The organism is Nodularia sp. UHCC 0506 (assembly GCF_034931045.1).
Taxonomy (GTDB): Bacteria; Cyanobacteriota; Cyanobacteriia; order Cyanobacteriales; family Nostocaceae; genus Nodularia.
This window is the reverse complement of the sequence record NZ_JAYGHH010000057.1, coordinates 8,286-33,652: the sequence shown is the minus strand read 5'-3', so window position 1 is coordinate 33,652 and position 25,367 is coordinate 8,286. Positions and strand designations below refer to the sequence as shown.

General features: G+C 36.0%; 15 protein-coding genes. 10 read left to right on the top strand and 5 right to left on the bottom strand.

Annotation, left to right across the window (positions count from 1 at the left end):
• Nucleotides 1-434 precede the first annotated feature (434 nt).
• Genes VB654_RS22265 through VB654_RS22255 form a run of 3 tightly spaced genes read left to right on the top strand, consistent with a single transcriptional unit; the run spans nt 435 to nt 10,670 of the window.
• Nucleotides 435-5,921, top strand: a complete 5,487-nt coding sequence (locus VB654_RS22265; RefSeq protein WP_323216005.1) for a filamentous hemagglutinin N-terminal domain-containing protein — start codon at nt 435-437, stop codon at nt 5,919-5,921.
• Between the two features lie 40 nt (nt 5,922-5,961).
• A complete protein-coding gene (locus VB654_RS22260) occupies nt 5,962-7,800 on the top strand; it encodes a ShlB/FhaC/HecB family hemolysin secretion/activation protein (RefSeq protein ID WP_323216003.1) in 1,839 nt (612 codons plus the stop codon).
• The gene (locus VB654_RS22255; protein ID WP_323216001.1) at nt 7,752-10,670 is read left to right on the top strand and encodes a CHAT domain-containing protein; all 2,919 of its coding nucleotides are present in this window, start codon (nt 7,752-7,754) and stop codon (nt 10,668-10,670) included. Before VB654_RS22260 ends, VB654_RS22255 begins: the two co-directional genes overlap by 49 nt.
• A 45-nt stretch (nt 10,671-10,715) precedes the next feature.
• Here VB654_RS22255 and VB654_RS22250 read toward each other — a convergent pair whose 3' ends face one another.
• The 4 genes from VB654_RS22250 to VB654_RS22235 form a co-directional block, all read right to left on the bottom strand.
• Complete coding sequence (locus tag VB654_RS22250) at nt 10,716-11,462, bottom strand: DUF928 domain-containing protein (protein ID WP_323215999.1); 747 nt, start codon at nt 11,460-11,462, stop codon at nt 10,716-10,718.
• A complete protein-coding gene (locus tag VB654_RS22245; protein WP_323215997.1) occupies nt 11,459-13,981 on the bottom strand; it encodes a CHASE2 domain-containing protein in 2,523 nt (840 codons plus the stop codon). The genes VB654_RS22250 and VB654_RS22245 overlap by 4 nt, the downstream gene beginning before the upstream one ends.
• Nucleotides 13,982-14,004: 23 nt before the next feature.
• Complete coding sequence (locus VB654_RS22240; RefSeq protein ID WP_323215995.1) at nt 14,005-15,516, bottom strand: DUF1822 family protein; 1,512 nt, start codon at nt 15,514-15,516, stop codon at nt 14,005-14,007.
• A 74-nt stretch (nt 15,517-15,590) separates the two neighbouring features.
• Nucleotides 15,591-17,282, bottom strand: coding sequence for a hypothetical protein (locus VB654_RS22235; RefSeq protein WP_323215994.1), 1,692 nt, complete (start codon nt 17,280-17,282; stop codon nt 15,591-15,593).
• 734 nt (nt 17,283-18,016) lie between these two features.
• Between VB654_RS22235 and VB654_RS22230 the strand changes: the two genes are divergently transcribed.
• The 7 genes from VB654_RS22230 (at nt 18,017) to VB654_RS22200 (ending at nt 24,411) form a co-directional block, all read left to right on the top strand.
• A complete protein-coding gene (locus tag VB654_RS22230) occupies nt 18,017-19,189 on the top strand; it encodes a phosphotransferase (protein WP_323215992.1) in 1,173 nt (390 codons plus the stop codon).
• 25 nt (nt 19,190-19,214) lie between these two features.
• Nucleotides 19,215-20,381: a T3SS effector HopA1 family protein gene (locus tag VB654_RS22225; RefSeq protein ID WP_323215990.1), complete on the top strand. Its 1,167-nt coding sequence runs from the start codon at nt 19,215-19,217 to the stop codon at nt 20,379-20,381.
• On the top strand, nt 20,372-21,388 hold the full coding sequence (locus tag VB654_RS22220; RefSeq protein WP_323215988.1) for an aldo/keto reductase: 1,017 nt from the start codon (nt 20,372-20,374) through the stop codon (nt 21,386-21,388). Before VB654_RS22225 ends, VB654_RS22220 begins: the two co-directional genes overlap by 10 nt.
• 71 nt (nt 21,389-21,459) lie before the next feature.
• Nucleotides 21,460-22,218 carry a peptidylprolyl isomerase gene (locus tag VB654_RS22215; RefSeq protein WP_323215986.1) on the top strand — a complete coding sequence of 253 codons (759 nt, stop codon included), beginning with the start codon at nt 21,460-21,462 and terminating at the stop codon, nt 22,216-22,218.
• 759 nt (nt 22,219-22,977) lie between these two features.
• The gene (locus tag VB654_RS22210; RefSeq protein ID WP_323215984.1) at nt 22,978-23,235 is read left to right on the top strand and encodes a hypothetical protein; all 258 of its coding nucleotides are present in this window, start codon (nt 22,978-22,980) and stop codon (nt 23,233-23,235) included.
• A gap of 472 nt (nt 23,236-23,707) precedes the next feature.
• On the top strand, nt 23,708-23,929 hold the full coding sequence (locus VB654_RS22205; protein WP_323215982.1) for a hypothetical protein: 222 nt from the start codon (nt 23,708-23,710) through the stop codon (nt 23,927-23,929).
• A 227-nt stretch (nt 23,930-24,156) separates the two neighbouring features.
• The gene (locus VB654_RS22200) at nt 24,157-24,411 is read left to right on the top strand and encodes a hypothetical protein (protein WP_323215980.1); all 255 of its coding nucleotides are present in this window, start codon (nt 24,157-24,159) and stop codon (nt 24,409-24,411) included.
• 190 nt (nt 24,412-24,601) lie between these two features.
• Here the strand turns inward: VB654_RS22200 and VB654_RS22195 are convergent.
• Nucleotides 24,602-25,367 (bottom strand): peptidylprolyl isomerase (locus VB654_RS22195; RefSeq protein WP_323215978.1); only part of this gene is annotated, 766 nt, incomplete at its 5' end.

Genomic DNA, 25,367 nt, shown 5'->3' with positions numbered 1-25,367 from the left:
GACCATGAAAACACCCGCACTCCAGCAATACCCTTCTTTACTTAGCTTACAGCTTGTTGGTATGTCCGTTGCCATCTGTGTTTTCTACCTGACTGTGGCAAAGATTTCTAATGCGGCGGATTCGCTTCCTGGAATTTAGCCAAATATTTTAGCCTGGTCATCAGCGATGAAGTGGCGAAAGATGTTTATCGGCTTGTGCCTCAGCAAATATTACAAAATGTTTGGGCGGTTTTGATTCAAGTCACAAAATATATCAGCTAATCCAGCTTGTTTGCGATTTACTGAATTTTGAAGTTGCTTTTCCCAAAAATATGTAAAGAAATGGAGTTTTACATGGCATCAGGTTTTATGCTGTTGTAAATAAAGATACGATTTTTTTTACGGTAAAAACCGCAAACTCAATTACGGGAACTTTGAGAGAGGCAAATTCTAAGATGAGAACTAACTGGCAGTATTGGGTTTGGAAGTTATGGATAGCAATGTCCCTCCTAGCTGGAGTTACATCTTCTGGGAATAGCGCATTGGCTCAAATTACTCCAGATAACACACTTGGTACTGAAAGTTCAGTAGTTAAACCTCTCAATCCCCTAATTGACAGAATTGATGGTGGAGCCATTCGTGGAGTTAACCTCTTCCACAGTTTTCAAGAGTTCAATATCAGTGAAGGAAGAGGAGCTTATTTTGCCAATCCCACCGGAATCAACAATATTTTTAGCCGAGTAACTGGAAGTAATCCTTCCCATTTGTTTGGAACATTGGGTGTGTTGGGAAATGCCAACCTATTTTTTCTCAACCCCAATGGCATTATCTTTGGCCCTAATGCCAAGCTGGATATGGGTGGTTCATTTGTGGCAAGTACCGCTAACAGCGTAATTTTTTCAAATGGAATGGGGTTTAGTGCTAGTAATCCAGAAGTGCCACCACTGTTGACTATCAATGTATCTGCACCTGTTGGTTTAGAATTTGAGAGTGAGAAGCCAGGAGCATTAGTCAATGCTGGAGATTTAGGAGTAGGAGCAGGACAAAACCTAACTTTAGTGGGCGGTACAGTTGTCAGTACAGGGAAACTGTCAGCACCTAGTGGAGAGTTAGCGGTGGTTACTGTACCAGGGATACAAGCAGATGGTAATACACCTGTAGTAAATCTTGGACAGGCAGGGCAGTTTGTGAATTGGGAGATGCGATCTCAACGCCCGCCGCAGGCATCGCCAACATCAGGGAGTAGTCAAGCTGCAACAACTGGATTAACTCTGTCTCAATTGCTGACTAATACAGAAGGTACAACGGGGTTAACAGTTAATAGTAATAGTCAGGTAGAGTTAGCGGGATCTAATCTGCAAGTACAAACTGGGGATGTAGCAGTGCGGGAGTTGAAGGCACAGACCGCGACTTTGGCAGCAGAAGGCAATTTAACGCTAGTAGATAGCAAATTGGGAGCAAAGGGAAATTTGAATCTGCTGGCTAAAGATACAGTGCGGGTGCGGGATAGTGTAGCCAATCCTCTTATTGCTGCGGCTGAAGGACAGTTGTTGCTTCAGGGTACTCAAGGTGTAGATATCTTTGCGTTGAATCACCCTGAGAGTGGATTATTTTCTGGTGGGGATATGGTGTTGCGTTCTGCGGATAAGGTGGGGGGTGATGCTCACTATTATGCAGGCGGTAATTTTCGGATAGAGAAGTTGGATGGTAGTTTAGGAAATTTGTATAGTCCCCATGATCCTATTATTCGTTCTCTTGGCGATGTTAGTTTCTATGCTTATGAGGGAGCATCTTTGCACATTTTAGCTGCGGGTAAAGTGGAAATTCCTGGTTATGTTTTCATCATCAGTCCAGATACTTTATCCAATTCAATTAATCCAACTACAACACCTGAACTTGCTAATGTTACTTTATCTGATGGGACAGCTTTAGAAATTGATGGCAGTAAATATTTAACTGTTGATATTAGAGCAGGAATGAAACCGGAAGCTGTTGGTATTTCGGGAATAACAGGAAATTTTGGTGCATTTTATGATTCTTTTTTCAACTTCATATCACCTACTGTTACTGCTTCTCCAACGAGTGCTGATATTGTTATTGGAGATATTTATAGTGATACATTTTTTGGGGAGGGCGGTAAAGTATTTTTAACAAATAATTATCAACAAAACACGACTTTAGATGGTGGGATTACCCTTAATTCAATTGATACTAGGGATGTTTTTGGTGGTGGTTTTGTCACTCTTGATTCCCGTGGTCAGATTGAACTGAATGAAGAGATTAATGTTTCAGCTTTTTCTCCATCCGAGAATTTTGTAGGGAATGGAGGTAATACAACTTTATTAGCTAAAGATAATATTATTTTAAATGTAAATTCTTCAGTTGTTTCTAAAGGTTTATTGGGTGGTAGTATAATCATTAAAACTCCATCATCTATTATCCTTAATAAAGATAGCAATATTCGTAGTTATAGTTTTAATGATATACCAGATTTAACAGGTGGCAATATTCAAGTTGAAGGAGGATCACTTTTTTTAGCAACTGGCGCACAAATAGGAACTATTACCTTTGGCAAAGCCAACGCAGGCAACTTAATTATTGATACTGTTAATGAAGTTAATTTTGATGGTAGTAATGCTGGAGCTTTTAGTGTAGTTTTTTCAGATACAGGTGGAAGGTCAGGTCAGATAAAACTTGATACAAAATTACTTTCTATTAGTAATGGTGCTTTTTTAATAGCTACTAATTTAGGCGAAGGAAATAGTGGAGATATTAATATTAAAGTAGATCAACTGAAGGCTACTAACTTTGCTTTTATAACTGCTGATACTTTTGGAAAAGGAGATGCTGGAAATATTATTATTAATGCCAATCATTCTGTAGTATTTGATACTAATAGTGCCATATTAAGTACAGTAGCAGAAGGTGCTGAAGGAAATGCGGGTGTAATCAATATTGCAACAGATTCAATTTCTGTAAGCAATGATGCTGCATTTACCGTCACTACTCGTGGAAAAGGAAGTGGTGGTGCAATTATTATCAACGCAAACGATACTATTTATTTTGAAAGAGGAGGACTGTTTAATAATGTAGAATCCACTGCACAAGGAAATGGTGGAAGTATTGAACTTACTACAAAAACCTTATTTCTGACACAAGGATCAGAATTAGTATCAAATACTTTCGGTCAAGGAAATGCAGGTAACATAAATATTTTTGCTAAAGATTCTATTTTCTTAGAACAAAATAGTGAAATATTAACTCCTGTAGGATTAGGATCGATTATTGGGAAAGGTGGAGAAATCAATATTATAACTGGTTCACTTTTTTTAAATTCACGTTCAAGACTTGTCACAACTACAGGAGGAATTGGAGATGCTGGAAATGTAAATATTATTGCAAATGATTCTATTTTCTTGGAACAAGAAAGTGCGATATTAAGTACAGCAGAATCTTTACAAGGAGGGAATGGTGGGAACATTAATATTACAACTGGTTCACTTTTCGTAACTTCAGGTTCACAGTTAGTTAATGCTACAGATGCAAAGGGAAATTCTGGAAATATAACTATTATTGCTAATGATTTAGTTTATTTTAATGGACATACTGATAATTTTAAAAGTGGTGCTTTTTCTGCTGTAACTTCAAATGCACAAGGAAATGGTGGAACTATTGATATTACAGCTAAATCTTTGATACTACAAAATGGGGCATTGTTAGCTACACAAACATCTGGTCAAGGTAACGCTGGTTCTGTAATGATTAATGCAACTGATGCAGTAAATTTTGATAATGATAGTGGTATTGTTAATGATGTAGTAACTACAGCTATAGGAAACGGTGGAAATATTGATATACAAACTAGAAGATTTTCGATGACAAATGGCTCTCAACTTTTAACTAACACACAAGGACAAGGAAATGCTGGAAAAATTAACATTTTTGCTTCTGAATTTGTAAATTTTGATGGAGTTGGAAGTAATGGACAATCTAGTGCAGCTATTAGCACTGTAGGATCAGATGGAGTAGGTGAAGGTAATAATATTGAAGTTACTACAGATATTCTATCTCTTACTAATGGAGCATTTTTAGATGCCTCTACCTTTAGTCGAGGAAATGCAGGTAAGGTTATAATTTTTGCTCATGATTCAGTTATTTTGGATGGAATTGGAAGCAATGGACAATCTAGTGGTATTTTTACAAATGTAGAAACACAAGCAATAGGCAACAGTAATGACATTAGCATTACAACTGGCTTATTTTCAGTGAGTAATGGAGCATTTGTCAGTGCTTCTACCTTTGGTCAAGGAAATGCTGGTGATATTGTAGTATTTGCTAATAATGATATTAACCTGGATGGAAGAGGAAGTAATGGATTTTCCAGTGGAATTTTTAGTGCTGTATTGCCTACAGCTTTAGGAAATGGGGGTGATATTAAACTTCAAACATCAGCAACACTTAATCTTCAAAATGGTGCAGTTATTAGTTCCAGTACATCTGGAAGAGGAAATGCAGGTACAATCTCTATTATTGCCCCAACATCAATTAATATTAATAGTAATAGTGGATTAGCTGTAGAAACTAGTAGTGTTGGAAAAGCCGGAGATATCAACCTCAGCACCAAACTTTTAACCGTTGAAGAAACCGCCAGAATTACCGCCACCGCTACCGAAACCGCTACTACCCAACAACAAGGTGGTAGTATAACCATCAATTCCCCTAATATGAACCTCTTTGGTAAAGTCGGTATATTTGCTCAAACTCAAGGAGAAGTCCCAGCAGGCACATTAACTATTCAACCTAGTAATAATCAACCTAACTTAGACATTAACTTTGCTAAAGGTGCAGAAATATCCGCCTCTACTTCTGGAAGTGGTCAAGGAGGGAGTATCTTTCTTGCAGCACCTCAGACTATAAACATTCAAGGAGATGGTAAAGTCTCTGTCGAAACTACTGGAAAAGGTAATGCAGGAAATATTAATATTACCACCCCAAACTTTAAACTCAGCAATAACGCACAAATTACTGCTTCTACCTCTAGTAGTGGTCAAGGAGGCAATATTAATTTATTTGTTGATAATGATATTACATTAACTGGAAATAACACGGCTATTACTGCAAGTACCTTAGAAGGTTCTTTTGGTAACGGTGGGAGTATTTTGATTGACCCAAGTACCTTTACTATTGCTGATGGTGCAAAAGTAGCAGTTAACAGCCAGGGAACAGGAACAGGTGGTGATATTGAAATTTACGCCGGAACATTAACACTAGATAACGGTACAATTTCATCTATTACTAAAAGTAGCGATGGCGGTAATATTGCCCTCTATTTAGACCAACTTTTATTCATGCGAAATGGCAGTGAAATCTCTACTACTGCTGGAGATAATCAATTTGGTGGTAATGGTGGCAACATCAATATAGACGCACCATTTATAGTCGCCTTCCCTACAGAAAATAGTGACATCACAGCTAATGCTTTCCAAGGTCGAGGTGGTAATATCCAAATCTCCACACAAACCATCTTTGGTCTTGAGTACCGACCACGCTTGACCCCCTACAGTGATATTACAGCTAGTTCAGAGTTTGGTGTAGATGGTGAAGTGGTCATCAATACCCCTGGAATAGATCCCAGTCGTGGCTTAACCCCATTACCTGATGTACCTGTCAATACTCAAATTGTCGTAGGTTGCCAAGCTGGTGGAGTGCAATCTTCTGTATCATTTTTCAATGTTGGACGTACTGGCTTACCTGCTAGTCCAGATGATCCATTAAGTCAAGAAACGATTATTGCTGATTGGATTAATCCCGATTTTACAGATGAAAATGCTTCCTCTGGAACTAATACCATGAATCTACCAAAATCAGCAGCTAATTCCAATAATGAAGCTGCAATGACAACTCAATTACCTACTGTGACTCCTCCTTGTTATGCTTACTAGGTATTTTCCAAACTTCCATTTGTTTCCATCCTGGTTATACTTGAGCGTAGCGTTGTTAACCAGCAATATCAATACTGGTGCTGTAAATGCCCAAACTATTGATTTAGTTCAAGTTCCTAATACTAATTCTCCTGTACCGCAAAATTTGCAACCACAGGATATTACACCTTCCACTCCGTCTCCTTTGCAAATACCTCAACCTTCCAAGCCTCAACAGGATGTATTGCCAGACATACCATCACCCTTTGAAATTCCAGAGGTTAACCTTGAAAATTGTCCAGCTAAAATTACTGTGACAGAATTTCAAGTCATAGCAAAACATCCTGTTTTTTCTAAAGAAACATTAGATGCTGCTGTTAATACTGAGCAATTTCTCAACCAACCTCTTTCATGTGCAGAACTGCTTCGTTCAGCTTTAGAAATCACCCAAATTTACCATGATGCTAAATATCAAACTTCTGGTGCTAAGGTTGTTATCCCCAAGGAGACACAAGAAAACAATCATATAGGAATAGTCAAAATTGAAGTTATTGAGGGAGAATTAGAAGCTATTAAGGTTATACCATTCTGTCCCAAGAATCAGCAGAATATTAATTCTGATAGTGATTGTCCAACAACAACCAAACCTTTACACCTAAATCCTGAATATGTGCGCTCACGTTTGGCTCTTGCTAAATCAATACCTTTCAATATAGGTCGTTTGGAAGAAGCTCTACAACTTTTACGACTCAATGCACCAATTGAAAACATTTTTGCCACGCTTTCTGCTGGTTCAAAGCCAGGAAATACAATACTAGAAGTTCAGATAAAAGAAGGTAACACCTCTAATATTCCATTCAGTATTAATAATAGTCGTTCTCCTAGTTCTGGAAGTTTTCAACGTCGGATCGGACTGAGTGATAATAACTTCCTGGGAATGGGGGACAGTTTAAGTTGGAATTACAATAATACTGATGGTAGCAACGGCTGGGATATGAGCTATACTTTGCCATTTAATCCTCGCAATGGCACTCTGAATTTTAGCTACAGTAATACATCCAGTAATGTGATTGAAGCGCCATTTAACGAACTTGATATAAATTCCCAATCTCGTGCCTATGAATTAACACTACGCCAACCAATAATCCAATCGATTAAAGAACAAACTTTCCAAGAATTCACTTTAGGTTTAACAGCATCTCGCAAGGAAAGCGAAACCTCCCTATTAGGTACTCCCTTTCCCCTTTCCCCAGGGGCTGATGAGCAAGGACGTACCCGCATCTCTGCATTACGGTTTTTTCAGGAATGGTCACAGCAGAACTCTACAGGAGTCATAGCTGTGCGATCGCAATTTAATCTTGGTATTGGAGCATTTGATACCACCATTAATCAACCCATTTCTGAGGTAAATGAAGTTATTCCTGATAACCGCTTTTTTTCTTGGCAAGGTCAAGGTCAGTGGGTACAACTTATAGCACCAGAAACTGTACTTTTACTACGTACAAATATGCAGTTGGCAGTGAGGACTCTTGTACCTCTAGAACAATTTGCTATAGGTGGTTTTGGTAGTGTACGCGGTTATCGGCAAGATACACTTTTAAGTGATAATGGTATCTTTACATCAGCAGAATTGCAATTGCCCATCTTACGTATTCCTAACTGGAAAAGCGTATTTCAGCTAACTCCTTTTTTGGATTATGGCACGGCTTGGAACAGTTCAGGAAGAGAGAATTCAAATCCTAATAGTTTGGCATCTGTTGGTCTAGGTTTAAAGTTGCGACAAGGAGATAATTTTACGGCTCGTCTTGATTGGGGTATTCCTTTAATATATGTAAATTCCAGGGAAAGAACATGGCAAGAAAACGGGTTAACTTTCACTTTGTTATGGAATCCTTTTTAAATAAAGCACAATTAATACTACGTAGTTTAATTGTTGTAAATCGCTGGTATCAACGTCTACTTATTTTACTTTTTTTAGGTGTATTTATTACTGTAGGTATACATCCTGTATTATCACAAACACCTATAGATATACCAATTATGCACGAATTAACTGATATTACAAAACCAATGCAAGGTAATAATACCTGTTATAACCCAGGTGAAATTGGTAAAGTAAAGGATGCTAAAAAATTAATAGAATACGGAAAAAACTGTTATGAGCAGGGTGATTTTAGTAATGCAGCGATATGGTTACAAAATGCTGTTGAAATACTTAAGCCTCAAAAAGACCAAAAAATTAATTTAGCTATCACGCTGGGAAATCTTACTTTAATTTATCAGCAACAAGGAAACTGGCAATTAGCACAAACAAGTATTGAATCAAGTTTTAATATATTAAATCCAATCAAAAATATAAATCATAATAGAAAACAGCAACTTTCAGCCCAATTTTTGAATATTCAAGGAAAGTTACAATTTGCTCAAGGTAAAGTAGAAGATGCGTTAAAAAGCTGGGAAAAAGCTGCTGCTATTTATCATGGTATTGGGAATAAATATGGAAATATTATTAGTCAGATTAACCAAGTTCAAGCTTTGCAAGCTCTAGGGCTTTTTCAACCTGCTCAAACTAAGATAGAAAAAATAGAACAAAATATAGAAAAACTTCCAGCTAATCTTAAATCTAAAGCTTTACGTAGTTTAGGAGATATCCTCCGCGCAGTTGGGAAGTTAGAGGAATCTAAGGATAAATTAGAAAAAAGTTTCAATCTAGTAAAAAATTCTGAAGATACAGAAAATAAAAGTGGTACTTTATTAAGTTTAGGTAATACTTTATTAGCTACAGCCAATTTAGCACGAGATAGAGAAGCTACTGCCAACTATGAATATATGCCTTGGCGTTGTGAGAATAAGGATATACCAACAAAATTTGTTCAACAATATAGTTTTGCTAAGGAAAAATATCAAGAAGCTATTAAAGAATATGATAATGCACGTAATAATCAAGCTTCATCTATTAAAGAAATTAAAGCAAATATTACAGAGATTAAAGCAAAGGTAAATCTTCTGCATCTACTTATTGAATTACAAGAATGGGAAAGTGCAGAGAATTTAGTAAATCAAATAAAGCTAAATAACTTACCAACAAGTCGAGATAAAGTTTATATACAGATAAATTTTGCTAAAAGTTTAGCGTGTTTACAGAAAAATAAAGGTGAGATTGAAATTGAAATTGCTAAGAAATTAAAAACAGCTATTCAAGATGCTGAAAATTTAAAAGATAATCGTGCAATATCCTATGCTTTTGGAAATTTGGGGGGATTATATGAATATTTTGCTTGGGTAAATCAACAAAAACAGCAAACTTCTCAAGCTGAATATTGGCGACACCAGGCTCAAAAGTTTACTGAAGAAGCTTTGTACCTTGCCCAACCTGCCCAAATGTCAGATATTGCTTATCAATGGCAATGGCAATTAGGGCGGTTATTTGAATTCGAGGGTAAGAATGAGAAGGCTATTAAAGAATATGACAATGCTGTTAAAACCCTAGAGTCTGTTCGTGGTGATTTACTAAGTATCAATTCTGATGTTCAGTTTAACTTTCGAGATAATATAGAGCCTGTTTATCGGGAGTTAATTAATTTACTGGTAAAAACAAAAGGTTCTTCTGATCTAATCCAAACATATCTTAAAAAAGCTATTAAAACTATAGATTCTCTTCAATTAGCTGAGTTAGAAAATTTTCTTCGTTGTAATTTATCTAATACCCAAGAACAACAAATTTATCAATTAAATGACTCTAAAACACTCATTGTTTATCCTATCATTCTTGAAGATAGATTATCAATTATTTTTAAAGTTGCTAGAAAAGATGAAAACTTAGGTTATAAAGAACAAAGAATTTCTGCACAACAAATCGAAAAAACACTTCAAGAGTTACGAGATTCTTTGATAGAACCTGACAATACACCAGAAGTTGTTGAAAAGTCAAAAATTGTTTATAAATTGTTAATCGAACCCCTAAAACCTATCCTTAATCAAGAAACTCAAATTAAAAACTTAGTATTTGTTTTGGATGGTTTATTACGCAATATTCCTATGTCTGTTTTATATGATGATGATGTAAAACAATATTTAGTGGAAAAAAATTATGATATTGCTGTTCTCCCAGGATTTAATGTTTTTAATCCTCAATCTGTACAAACAAAATTAAACTTATTTATGGGCGGAATAGGTTTAGCTCAACCAAATTTGGGTTTAGGATTTGAAAAAATTGAATATTTAAGAGATGAATTGGATGGCATTGCTCAAAAAATCCCTAGTAGCAATATTCTCATAGATGAACAGTTTACTAAATTCAATATTCAGAAACAATTAGAACGAGGCAACTTTTCAGGTATTCACTGGAAAACTCATGGTGTATTCAGTTCAGATCCAGATCAAAATTTTATTGTTGCTTATCAAGAAAAAATAAAAGCCAATGATTTAAATAATTTAATTCAAACAACTAGTAAAAATAGAACTAAAGCACTAGAATTACTAGTTCTTAGTGCTTGTGAAACTGCTCAAGGAGATAATAGAGCAGTGTTAGGTTTAGCAGGAATAGCAGTACGTTCAGGTGCAAAAAGTACCATATCAACCCTATGGAAAGCAGATGATTCTACTAAAGCTAATACTGAATTTATGATAAAATTTTATCAAGAATTATCCAAACCAGGTATGACAAAAGCTCAAGCACTTCATCAGGCACAGTTATATCTTTTCAAAGAATTAGGGTATAACGCACCTAATATTTGGGCTACTTATATTCTAGTGGGGAATTGGCTCTAATATTTTTCATTAAATCTCTATAAGCCAACTATTGGAGGTAGAGAACTAATCCTCAAGTACAACAACTTTACCTATAATTGGTTTTTGAGATAAATCTTCTTGTCCAATAGTCGTTAATAGATTAATCCATTTTTTACGCAAACTAATATCCTCTGGTGAAGATTCAAGTTTTTGAGCTAGATTTGCCAAAGAATCATACCAAATATTAGAATCTCCAGACTCTATCTGTTTTTGTTTTTCAGAAGTAAATGGAACTCTTTGTACCCAACCATTAACATCTAACTTAGATTTTGAATCAGCATTCCCTTTGCAATATATTTTTAAATACCAGTGATAATACTGTCCTTCTACAAGTTCAATCTCTGATAACTGAGGTAAACTAACACTTACAATTCCAGGAGTTTTATTAGGAAGAATAAACCTGATTTTTTTATAAACTCGTGTTTTTTCATCTTGAGTAACAATGGAAAACTCACCATATTCAATATCTTCAGACTTATCTGGAGTATAGAATAAAATTGTAGGATGCGCTGATACTGTTAATACAGGGTTTTTGACTGGTATTAATGGCGTTAATGAGCCATTTTTCCCATTACATGATTGTTTAGATGGATTAAGTCCTCCTCCTGGTTTTGTTTTATTTGGTGGTGGTGTACGAGGAGGATTTTCCGGCGGATTTTGGCTTAGTAAAATACTTGGTGCAATCTGTGGAAAAGAAGGATAGCTCGCTGTAGTTAAGTATCCTAAACTAATGCAAAAAATAAGCGAGAATTGTTTGAGGTTAATATTCATTTGTTTTCCTGATTAAAACTTAATTGTTGGTTAGAATTAACTGATTTAAGTTTTGTTAAAATAACTGGGGTAACTAATAGAGATAAAAGAGATGGAATTAAAGGCAACCATAAACCTTGATTAATAGAAAAAAGGCAAATTCGATATAAGATCCAAATCATACAAATGATAGATAAACCTAGATAAAGCGGTGATTTCGATAAAATCCAAGCTAATAACCCTCCTAAAATAGACCAAACAAGTATCCAAAGAATATCACCCCATTGAAATTCTCTCCATTTAGGTAAGACCCAGATTAGAGGTCTTTCTTCCATAACAGCACTAATAATCTGGCTAACTTGATGAGCATGAATCCATACTCCTGGCATTTTCCTCGTTAAAGGAGTGTTAAAATTATCCCTAGCACTATCTGCTGTATAACCAATTAACACTATCTTATTCTTTACTAACAGAGGGTCTATATCTCCTTGTAATACTTTCTTTAGCCTTACTCTCTGACCAGGTGTTTGAGAACGGTAATTAATCATTATTTGGTTAATTTGTCCATCTAAATTTTGATAACCACCAAAATGTGAGGGTAGCTTTTTCAAAATCACTGATTTAAACTGAAATTCTTCATTTTTATTGATAATTCCTTTAATTCCTTCTTGATAAAGAAATCGGAACGCTATGCGAAAACTAAAACTATAGGGAGTAGAACAATTAGATGGAGAACTTAATAAACTTGGCTCATACGATAACAATTGACGACGAATAACTATATTCTCATCATCAGGTTGTTTTACTATTAAATCTGCTCTAGTGTTTTTATGTTTTTTGCTATCAACTACTAAATCACTGAATCCTATCTGGCTGTTTAAATTATTTTTTATTAATTCTTGAGGAGGTAAATAATTAATATCATTATAAGAACCAAAAGAACAAACTGTAAAAATATTCTTATTTTCTAAAAAATGTTGAATAAAATCTTCACGTCCAGGTTGTCTTACTTGATAACGATGTAAATCTAAACCAATAATTCTAGGACTATATTTTTCTAATTCACTAATTAATTGAGCTAATATAGCGTCCTGTTTAATAGGATATCCATATTCACTTACGTCATCATTTGTAATTTCAACTACTAAGATTCGTTCATCTATTAATTCAGATGGACGTTGACTTATTAAATGATCATAAGCCAAAAGTTCTGAAGGCTCAAGTAAACCAAGCGATCGCACTCCTGTTAAGAATATAGTCACTATCAAACTTATCAGGAAAACTACACGCAACTTAGGCTTTTTCGGAGTTGGAGGTGGTGCTAGTGGTATATATTTATATTGATACCAAGGTAATTTATTTTCAGATTCAACATAATCTTCTGGTTTTGGCAGTAAGAAATCCTGCCAAGTCGGTGCTATTCCTATGTAACTCTGAAACATAACAGGCAACCAAGTTGCACCTGGTAACTCTGTAAATTTTTCTAATCTACTTTGAGCTAGTCGCAATGCTTTAGGTAATGCTTTTCCTCCTGCATATTCTGTTAAAAATTCCTTTAAAAAAGATTGAGCAACTATATCTGGTACTACATCTTGCATTACAATGGTAAAGGGAATCTGTAAATTTGATAGCTCAGTTGCCAAACCTAATCCTTTACAAGAGTTAAAAATTCCTATCTGTAAACCATATTGTCGAGCTTCTTTTAATGCGTTTTTAAATTGTTGAACTTTTAAAGTTTCTTGTTCATTAATATATATTATTCCTGTTTCATTTTTCTGATTACTATGTCCAGCGAAAAATAAAATATCCCACCCTTGTTCATCAACCAAGGCTTCAATGAATTTTTTTGCAGTAGGTTTGTATAACGGGACTACCTCTGCACCTTTTTCTTTTAACTTATTGATTTCTTTCCAATCTGGTTCTAAATTAATATTCCGGCTATCTCCAAAAACAGCTAGAATGCGTACTTTATTTTTTTGTCTAGGTTTTACTTGATTTAATTCTTCTTGATGGTATTGTAAAAGATTAAAACTAATACCTACATCTAGGTTATTTTCTAACAAATCCCAAACGTACCAATTTAATTTATAAAGTAAAACATCTTCAGGTTGAATTATGATTTGAAATTGCTCAGATTTATTATTTAACTCAACCGCAAGTTGTTCTCGAATACGACTTAAATCTTTACTAATATTAGGTACTGGATTAAGCCATTCTTTAATGCTATTTTCTAAGCTTTCAATAAAGTTCTGGCAAGCTTCGATACCTTCGCTAGTAGAGTAATTAGTAGCTAAGGTTGACTGTATTTGCCAATCATCATAGTTGTCTTGCTGGGAATTGCGATTATTTGTATAGCTTTCACTTAAATTGCGAAAATTTGTTTGCCAACATACATATAAACCTTCAATATCTGGGTTATGTGGTAAATTTCCTGGAATTTCTCTAGGTAGAGTTGAAGTAAATTTAAAAATCTGTAGTGATACATTGAATTTTTGACTTACGCCTCCATCCCTTATTTTTAGTAATGCAATCCTAGTCATAACTGCTTTCTGTATTACTTCAGTTAAACAAGAAAATCGTGAATAAAATTAAGTTCATTTAGTATTACTTTGACACGAAATTGAGTTCCTGGGGGTGGGGTAAAGTCTAGGGTCATTTCCTTATCCCGATAACTCTTGTCAATCTGTCCTGATTCATTATTTCTGGCACAGACTTCTAAACCAGGTATTGTTTCTCCTGATTCTGACAATACACTAAGTTTGAGGTTAGGAGGTAATTTATTTCCCGATGAAGGTTCTACTTTCAGTACAACTCTTATTCTACCGTTAGCTTGTGGCATAATCCTAACAATTAGAGCAACCTTATGCCCACCCAATTGCACCCCCAAGTCAATTAGTCTCGCTCTCTTAATCCCAGCTTGGGGATTTCCTGGATCAATTTTGCCTAAACTGAAAGCAGCTTGCCAACGAGTTTCATCATCTTGTGCAGTGTATAGTAATTGAGTTAAAGCCTTAATAGCATCAGAATTTCCTACAGCAATTTTTCCTAACACACCAGCAGCATGACGACGATCATACTCTGAGTAATTAGGTTGCAAGAGACGAATTACAGATGCGATCGCATCTTGTGAAGCAGGTTCATCATCATTTTTTCCACGAACTGCAATTGATTCTACTGGAGCAAATATAGCTCCACGCACTGCAACTGGTTTTACTGGAGCAAATATAGCTTCATAATCCTGCCAAATTTCATCTACGCTATCTAATATACTCTGTAACCATTTTCTTAAATCTGTAACTAAAGTAGGTGAAGTTACTAATTTACCCATACGTCGTTCATATAACTGTTGCCTCCAAGAGTCATTAACCAGTAATGCTGCCCATTTATCAAAAGTGACATCATTAACCCGTAACCTGGGAGAATAAATAGATGAATCACCAAAAAAATCTAATAATTTTTTAGCCTCAACTTCTGATAAATTGGGTATAACAGGAATTTCTTCTTGCCTCTTTAGTGGTAGTGTAATTTCCATTACTGCAAGGTCTTGAATTAAATTATCTAGTGTCATTGTATATATTCGCTCATTACGATTATATTTACCAAGTTTCTTTAAGTAACGATGAGTTGTAAAACCACATACTTCTATCCAGCATTCATCTTCCTCTGGCTCTAAATTTACTTGAATAGCTAGATAATAATCACCTGCCCATTCAGGAATATCTACCCATTCTTGGGGAACAGAAAAATCTTCTAAATCGCTTGTTTCACAGGGAATTAACACTATTCGCTTCTTATCCAGCTTAATAGCTGCACCATTTACTACTTCCCAAATACTAGGTAAACTACCTTCACTTGGATAAACTTCAGGTTTATGTATGGTTTCTGCTTCTGCTAAGTCATCTGTAAACCAGTCACGCAAGGTATGTACACTAACATAATTTAGATAGGAATTATGGCGCGAGATCGCATTAGAATGATTTTGTTCTTGTTCCCATGCCTTTTCTTGAGTAGACTGTGAAATAGGTAAACGTAAATATTGGGTATTATCTGTTAACAATTGATTGAATTCAAACATAATTTATGCCTCGTTATTGTGGTGATTTTAAATAACATTATAGATACAAATGACAATTAGGGCGAGTAGCTTTTCTACTTGTCCCTAGTCATAATACTTATGCACTCTTCCAAAAGTAAATTGACAAGATTTATGTTATTCCAGTTTCTTTCTTGTATGCTTAAATTTAAGCAAGCTGTATTAATAATTTCTTGACATTTATTTGTTAAAAATAAGTATAAATATTTTGAAATTATTTTATTGATTTGCTCGAAAGCTGCTTTTTCCAGTCTAGCTTCAATTTCATTAATGGATTCTAGCAGTTTTTCTTCTGTAACATTAAGTTGTCTAGCAATTGTTGAATGATCAAGCTTTTCTCCATATTTGAGTTGTAATATTTGAAATATTATTCCTTTTTTCTCATCTTCCTGAAATATTACCAAATTGTTATCTAATTCTCTTGCTGTTTTATCTAAAACTAAGGAAATAAATTCTAATTGAATAGGTTTTTTGCATTGAGGATCTAACCAGTTTTGTACATAATTTGATACCCATTTAGATGGTTTTATTAATCCATGTATATCGGTAGATAATAGTGCTTCAGTAAGTATTTTTCTACTGTCTCTAAGAGAGCAGAGAATAGTAGTCTGATGAACTGATAATTTTTCTGCTATTTGTTCTTGGTTGAATTCAAAGCCGTAATAAAGAATAATTCTTTTTAGATGTAATGATTTTCGCGATAAAAGCTTATCTTTTAATTTTTGTTTTACTGCCAAGTTAATTTTATAAAAAAGATTATTATTTTCTTGAAAGTATCTTGTTTCATTATATTCATTCAATCCAGGTGTATACTTCCGTAGTTCATATTCAAATTTATCCCCTTTATCCCCAAATTCTCTTGATTTTCCCCTTAATTGTTCAAAAGATATATTTTGGGGTTGGTAATATTTTAACAAAGCAGATATACAAGATTTCATCCATATTTCTAGTTTTTGTGGTGTGATGTCCTGACCTAGCAAAACTTCAACAGGGGTGCTGGGTAGCATTTTTTCGGAATTATACAACCTAGCAGCTTCTTCATAATCTAGATATGTTGCTTCTGGTAAAATACCGCCTATTTTTCTTCTATGTGAAGGATCTTTAAAGTAAATACTGTAAACTGATTTCCAGTGTTTACGAGCAAAAATCATCTTAGAAATATCACTCCGAGAAAAACCTGATCTTGCAAGTGCTGCTGTTAAAGTAGAATTACTTTCTTTGTACAGCATTCTCATTGGTGAAAATTTGGATACTTTATTATCTTGTTTATTTTTAATGACATTAGTTAAAATGCTCTGTATATATGTTTGCAAAAAAGAGTTATTTATATTATATTGAATAATTGTTTTTCTAAAAACTATGGGGTCATAAATAAAATCTTTAGCATAATCTAGACAATCCTCCATTAATCTATGTTTTAATCCACTATCTTTTTGTTTATTTGCTAATTTATTTGCAGCCCAATAACAACTTTCTTCACAAAAACAACGTAAATGTTGCCATGCCATCTCCACTCTATTTTCTGTTTCCCATCCTTTTTTTTCTAGCTGGTCATTAAGAGCTATATTTATCCAAAAAATTACTAATTTTTGAAAATCATTTTGTTGACAAAAATATTGGAAGATTTCATCATTATTTTCATATAATTTAAAATTACGTTTTAACTTCATATCCTCTTGCTTGTAAGGACTAAAATCTTTGTTAATTTTTACTACTCGTGTGTAGAACTGGGAGATGCTGCTGGACATTTTAACCTCTGGTGTCAACTAGTAATTATTAAATTGATACACAAATACACACTGTTAGCCTACTATCAGCACGCTCAATATTTTTGCAAGTGCATTGTTTGGGAATAAATCATAGATTTAATCAATTTTAGTAATATTTAATACTTTATTAAGCACGACATGGCAAACCTCCTGAAAAATTTCCACTGGTTTAGGATTTACGCAAAATTCACGTAATTACGTCATCACGTTGGCGTTAGCCTTCCCGTAGGGTACGATAGTGACGTAATCGCTTCAAACTCTGGGATTGCTTCCCTTCATCCTTTATCCCTTCACTACGTTACGGTCGCAATGACAGCGAGGCTTGCGTAAGTCCTGTGGTTGTAGTGTTGTCATCATCATGGCTTTGAAACTGCTTGATTAGGTGTCCTAATTCATTATTGGGATCATGAGAGGGAATTTATGAAAGTTGTTCTGTGGACTTTCTACGCTGCTGTCGCTCCTGGTTACAACACTGTATAAAAGCTATTGATTGCTTCATCACGGAACTGACTCATCCAAACCAGGGTGTTTTGCTAACAGCCTTGGTTATTCATTTTACGCCGTTTCTGCTTCTGCGCCCTGCTATTGAAATTTTATTTCTCCCTAAAGGCAGATTACTTCATATTTACCTAAATCTGTTCCCAATTAAACAATGAAGAGAATCTTTATCTCCCTGTAGAGGGAGGTGAAAACGTTAGCATATCAGTAGGCTTATGACGCTTTTATTAAGTTTTCAAAACGTTGGCGATTATTTACTTGAACAGGGTTTATGTAGCCAATCAGACAAAGATAACCTGGAAATTAAGCCAGTAACCGCCAAGAATTTTAACTTGTTGGTGACTTTCCCCGATGGCCATAAACTATTAGTCAAGCAGGAACGGCACGATCAGGAAGGGAAAGCTGCTGGTGAGTTTATGGGCGAGGTGAGAGTTCAAAATTTTCTAGAGCAGTTCCCCCAACTCAATGACTTACGTTGCTTTTTGCCATCGCTGCTACATTTTGACCCGCAGCACTCAATCATTATTTTCTCGTATCTTGACCAATATCGTGATTTAGCTGACTACCATACTAAAGAGAATACTTTCCCAGAAGCGATCGCAACCACAATTGGTAATATTCTCGCCACTACTCATCGCACAACTTTTAACTCTCAGGAATATCAAGACTTTTTCTGTCACACTACCCAACCAGAACTGAGTAACTTAGTTCCCCACTTCATTAGTGGTCTCGAACGCATTAGTCCAGAGATTTTTGGTTTAATCCCTGCTGATGGATTGAAATTTTTTGCTCTCTATCAGCGTTACGAAAGCTTAGGACAAGCCTTGGCAGAATTAGGCAATGCTTTTACACCATCTTGTCTCACCCACAACGACCTAAAACTAAACAATATTCTGTTGCATACTGATTGGCAAAATTCCCCAGAAAGTGTGCGGCTGATTGATTGGGAGCGTTCAGCTTGGGGAGATCCCGCTTATGATTTGGGAATGCTGATAGCCAGCTATCTACAAATATGGCTAAGTAGTCTAGTTATTAGTCCGGGAATCAGTGGCGATGAATCCTTTAACCTTAATGAATCCTTACGTTTAGCTACAACTCCCCTAGATGCTATTCAGCCTACCATTGCTGCCTTGAGTTTAGCTTATTTGGAGAAATTTCCCGAAATTATACAATACCGCCCTAACTTCTGGCGACGAGTTGTGCAATTTGCAGGTTTAGCATTAATTCAACAAATTCAAGCCATGATTCAATATCAAAAAACCTTTAACAATACAGGAATTGCTTTCCTTCAAGTGGCTAAAAGTTTATTATGCCGTCCTGAACAATCAATGCCAACAGTCTTTGGTACTGCATCCTTTAGGCTCAATGAGTTTAATTTTGCTGCTTAAAATATTTATTCACAAGTCAAATACAATGCAATTACTAAATTCCCCTTCCTCTGAAGAAACTGCTGCGAACAGTGATAATCAACCAGTAAGAAATGATGCCGAACAAATATTGAGTGTTTTGCAAGACATTACGAAGACCCAAATTAAACCCAATTTCTGTGTTCACCATCCAGATTACCAGCCTTCAGAACTTCCAGAAGAAGTAATAGCCCGGTTTCAAGGAATGCCATCAGAAGTTCAAAATCGCTATGTGAGTTTGATCCTTCGTAGCTTCCTTTACGGGATTTTTTATAACGGCTCTATGCGTTCTGCCCTCGCCCTTGATGCTCCAACTAAGGGACAACCGCTAGATTTGGATAACAATACTGTCTTGGGAGTAGATTTAAAATTTTACGAACAATTACATAATAGTAATTGTGGTCAAGGATACTTTGACCCTGGTTGGTTGATTCTCAGGGAAGAAACTGATGGCAGTTTAGCGGTGAAAAAGGGTGAATTAACTCTGCATATTGAACGCGATGCCTCCGGCGATCGCCGCTATCGCCATCTCCAAGATACCGAAAAATCTGCCACTGTTGGTAATACAGTTGCTATCCTCATGCCAAAGAATTTTGTGCAGAACGGATTTTATATGGCAGTTAGCAACCAAGGGGTAGAAGATTATACTCATCCACAGCAACCTTCCCAGACTGTGCGGATTTACTTTAATCTTACCCCTGAAGGTGCGATCGCTGTTATGTCTGCACTCACCCAAAAGTTAAACGAAATTGGTATTCCCTTCACATTTAAAGCACTTTACAACCCTGCTGATTACGGACGCTACGACTCAGGAGTTCTCTACTTTCAAAAAAATCACTATGCAACTGTGCGGACTGTATTACAGATAGTATACATCCAAACAAGAAAGCACTTTCAGCCAGAAATCCCCCTATTTACTAAATTCCTAGCATCAGGACTAGGGTTAGCAGAAGAACCAGACCAGAAATTTAGCACTCAAGAAAGCTTTGGTATGAACCGTTGTCAAATTGTGGCCAATGGTTTGCTGTCAGCTTGGCATCAAGGAGATGATACACCGGAAGCGCGGCTCAATGCTATTTTCCAAAGTTTTTCACTGTTAGGAATTGACTGGGAGCGTGCTTATCTCAATGCCAAATCAGAAGACATTTACACCCCTTTAGACCTATGGAAATAGCAAATCTTGAACGTCCTTTGATAGTCCCGTCGAATACACTCACTCATGTAAATCAGAAATTTCCCGAATCTGATTTACCTTTTTACCGCAAATTCGGACGGACTGATTTAACAGTTAGTTGTCTCGGTTTAGGAGGTGGTGGTAGTATCTCCAGTGATGATACCCTCTACGCTTTTGACCAAGGAATTAACTACTTTTTCTACTCCAGTGACTTACACCACTATATCTATAGCTCCATGTCTGACGCACTGCGGAAACTGTGCGGACGAGGTTCTTCAGTCAGAGAGAAGGTAGTTCTAGCAACAGTAACTTACATCAAAAGTCCAGAAGTAGCACTAGCAGCTTTGTTGGATCAGTTTGTGGAATTAGGAATTGACTACATTGATGTATTGTTCTGGGGCTGGATAGGTACTAATGATGCCTCAGCTTTTCAGGATTGCTTACAGCTTTCTCCTGATATCAGAGGCAAAAACTCAGTTTATCAGCGCACTATAGAAAGATTATTTGGAACTTCTGAACGCCTCAAAAAAATGGGGGCTGTGCGCTATATTGGTGCGTCGTTTCACGATATTAATCTAGCTCAACAGTGGTTGCACAGTCCTCTATTAGACGTGGTAATGGTGAGACACAATGTTGCTCACCGTTCTGCCCAAAATCAGGTCTTCAATCAGTTAGATGCCCAAGATTCACAACGACCAGGCATTGTCACCTTTAAGTCTACAGGTTCTCATTCTGGTGTGCTTTGGGATGCGCCTTCTGGTTTACCTGCTGGGTGTTGGCAACCTTCTGTACCTGATTTATATCGCTACTCTCTGAGTCAGAACTGTGTGGATGTCTGCTTAACAGGGTTACGCAGTCGGGAAGAAATTGATGCGGCGATCGCTGGAGTTCAACAAGGCAAACTCACACCTGCCCAATTGGATTATCTCAATTTATATGGTGATTTACATCGCAATAGATTGAAAGTCCAGGAAATTCCACAGGAACGGTTGTTGTACTGTGCTTAATCTCCATATTTTCATCCCAAAAGTCTAAAAACTAAGTTTGTTCAACTTTTTTAATTTCACAGGATAAACTCATGCAAGAAACTCTAGAAAAATTGGTATTACCTGAAATTTCTCCCGCCACTGATGAAACTATTGTTGCTTACCTGCGCCGTAATTACAAAATTGCAGAAATTGCAGCTAAGACAGAACAAGAGGATTTGATTCTCAAAGTTTGTGAACAGCTAGACATTACAATTTCTGATGAAGAATTGCAAGCTGCTGGAGATGCCTTTCGCTTAGAACACAAATTACCTGGAGCATCTGAAACCCTAGCTTGGTTGGCTCAAGAGCGAATTACAGTAGAAGATTGGACACAAGGGATTCGGGTATCACTCCTGACAGATAAGTTAAAGGAACATTTATTTGGTGAAGCGGTTGATGCTCATTATATGAGTAATCGGGATGATTATCGGCGTGTTGCCATTTCGCAAATTTTAGTCCGTGACTTAACAGAGGCTTTGAAAATTGCCCAAGCGTTACGAGTGGAAAATGCTTCTTTCTGTGCATTAGCTTTGGAACACTCGAAGGGTAAGCAGTCAAAAGAGAATGGCGGATTTGTTGGTGTGCGCTTTTTAGCGGAATTGTTACCAGAAATTTCCAAGGCTGTTACTGATGGGAAGGAAGGTGAAGTAATTGGACCAATTCAGACGAAGCTAGGTTATCACATTTTGAGAATTGAGAAGTGGCTGGGGGCTGAATTGAGTGAAATCAGGGAGCAAATTTTAGAATCTCTATTTCAGGTTTGGTTGCAAGCTGGAAGGAATTATGAGAATCTTGCTGAAAAACATTAAGGTTCTATCGTACTTGTTATGCCAAATTAACATTCTGCCGAAGGGAACAGGGATGAATAAGGAATTTTCCCAAAACATTAAGGATAATCAGTTTGAATTCCTTGCATGGTCAGGATTCCGGCTTTTTTGAATCAGATTTATCATAACAAGTACCAAAAAGTCAACATTAATTACTTAATATACTAGTTTTAGTAATAGTTACCTGCCTTTGATTGTTCAGAGGCGGGTTTCTTAGTAATTAAATAAAGGAGTGACTTAAAACTGCTCTATTGCCCCCTTTATGTTAATCTCTGAAGTTTTTATAATTAAAAACTTTTTTTGCCTGGGATTGATAAAAAAAGTATTGAAATTACTTCTATTGATGTACTAGAAAATAAAATTCATACCTTATAGCTTTTCAGCGATTTTAGTGCAAAAAAGCCATATGAAAAGCGGTATAACTTTTAAAAATTTATAAATAAAAATAACTTTTCTTAAACCTGGGCAAAAAAAGAATATTAATTGTACTTATCATAATTTGGGAATCATAAAAAATAAATCATTTGAAAATAATTTTAAACACCCTATTAAAATAGGTACTTATTTCAGGACATTAAATTAAACATTACTGTTTCTTTATATTGTTGACTGGGATTGTAAATCTTGAAAACTAACTCTATATTCTTAATATAATCAAGAATCAAAAAAGTTTTTAACTTTTCTGGAATTGATTATATCCGATTCTCACTGAATCAATTTCATTGAAGAAGGAATAGAATAATGGCTAGTATTACGATTTCTGATTTACATCCTGCTGGTGCTGACCTTTTCTTAGATTCTGAAAGTTATATGAACGAACTTCAGAATGCTGATTTAGATAATGTCCATGGAGGATTCTCCAGTCCATGGTGTGCAGCAGCTATCAAAGCTGCTGCGGTTGGTAGTCCTGGTAGTAATTTTGTTTGTGGTGCAGTAATTGGTTTCACTGTAGGGGCAGTTATTGTAACTGTAGTTTCCGGCTTCGTGTTTCGTAGATAACACTGTGTGTATGTGTAGGGAGCAATGCGAAAACGTGAGGTGGCGAAATCGATTACGTAAATAGCCTATTTCGGGATGTGATCGCAACGAAAACACCTAATTTTGTTGAGAATTTAGTGGTTTAATTGAGAATTAAAACCCGATCTCACAAAATCGCGTTGCTCCCCTGTGTGTATAAGAAACTTAGATTCATAGGACTTACGCATTGACAGGACAAACCAAATAGGGGGTATGGATTTCAAGCATTAAACCTTGATTTTTCCACATTTTTAGCCGATTGCGCGTTCACGTAGCGTGTCTGAAAGACTCAGCGCAGTGCCGGAGGCAATCGCTATTTATCAAGGGATGATTGATAAAAGCCTGAAATGACCTATTTTCGTTAATTCACAAAATAATAAATTTGTACAGTGCGTAAGTCCTAATTCATTATCTGTTTGACAAATGCCATAACCAATAACAGGAGGTTTCAAATATGTCTAGCATTGTAATCAAAGATTTATCTCCTATCGGTATTGATCTATTCCTCGACTCTGAGAATTTTCTAAATGAGTTGGAAGATGATGAATTGCGAAACATTAACGGTGGACTACCACTTAAATTTGCGATTGGATTTTTCACTAGTGTATCGCTTGGAGTTTCTGTCACACTTGCTGTAGTTGCTATTACGGTTCATTTGAACAACCAAAGAAAATAAGCATAACTACATAGAGTTTAAAATTTCATCGCTTGGTTAAACAGTTAATTTGATTTAACCAAGCGATATTGGAATGTGTATATGTCATCACAAACCAAGGACAATTTCCACTGAATCAGTAAAACCGAGATTCACGACTTCTCTGAAAAGTCGAGGTTCTAACCACCGTATATTTGCGGTTATTAACAATAGTGCAAACATCAAATTTGAAAACTTGGAGAAATCTTGTGTTACCTACAATCAAAATTTCTAACTTGAATCCTACTGGCTCTGAACTATTTTCTGACTCAGAAAACTATCTCACAGAGCTAACAGATGAAGAATTGAATTTAACAGGTGGTATTATTATTGGTTTGTCTACCACTAATCCCTTCCCAACTCTTTCTTTACCTGTGCGTCCTACAATACCAACCTTTCCAACTCGTCCTTTTCCTAGTATCGGGCGTAGTATCGGGTTTACAAGACCAATCATCTTGCGTTAATCTCATTGATTAATTATCATCTATAAGAATGCCCTCTAATGTTATTTAGAGGGCTATTTTTTTGATGTACGGCAGATTGCAACTTGGTGAGGTACAGATGGGATCAAGGGCAAACATACTTCGCTCCTACCCCGTAGCTTATTTAAAAACGCTGTAAGAATCTAAATTTAGCCGCTTTAACTATCTCAAGCTAGTTTTTCAAAACCTCTACTTCTTCAACTCGTTCCTTTATCCAAGCCCCAAACAAATCAAACATAATCTGATACCGCACCTTATCATCCAGTTCCGGCTGAATCAGTTCCTCAACCAAAATCAAATGTAATCCCTTAGAAGTCGTAATAGGTTTCAGAACCTGCGGCGGTTTAGCAGCAAAAACAGCAGCAGAAATCTCTGCTTTCAACTGCTTACGATTTACAATTCCCCGATATCCTCCACAACGACGCAACTCCTTATCCTGGATATATTGATGAGCAACTTCAGGAAAACTCATCTCCCCCGCTTGTAGAGAATAAAAAAGTTCCATCGCCAAATCTTCATCATCTAAAATTACTTCATAGATTACCGCTCCAGCATAATCTAACTGATGGTCAATAAACCAAGATTCAACTTTATCTGCAAACAGATGTTCAGCCAGTTTTCCAGAAATGACATTAGTAAAAACTGCTTCCTCAAAATCATCTAAAGATAAATTATGTTTTTGCAACCATGTCCAGGTATAATCAGCATTTTGTAATTTACTAATCAACCTAAGATTATCTGCTGCCTTTTGTAGTTCTTCTGCTTCTACTTTGATACCTAAATCAGTAGCAGTAGAAATGATAATTTTACGACTGACAATTTGCTCAATTAAAGCAGGAATTTGGAAAGATAATTTAACTTGCTGAAAAATATCATCACGGGTGATAGTAATCGCTTGTGTCATGGTATAACTCCTGGTGTGTAAATGAAAGTAAGTG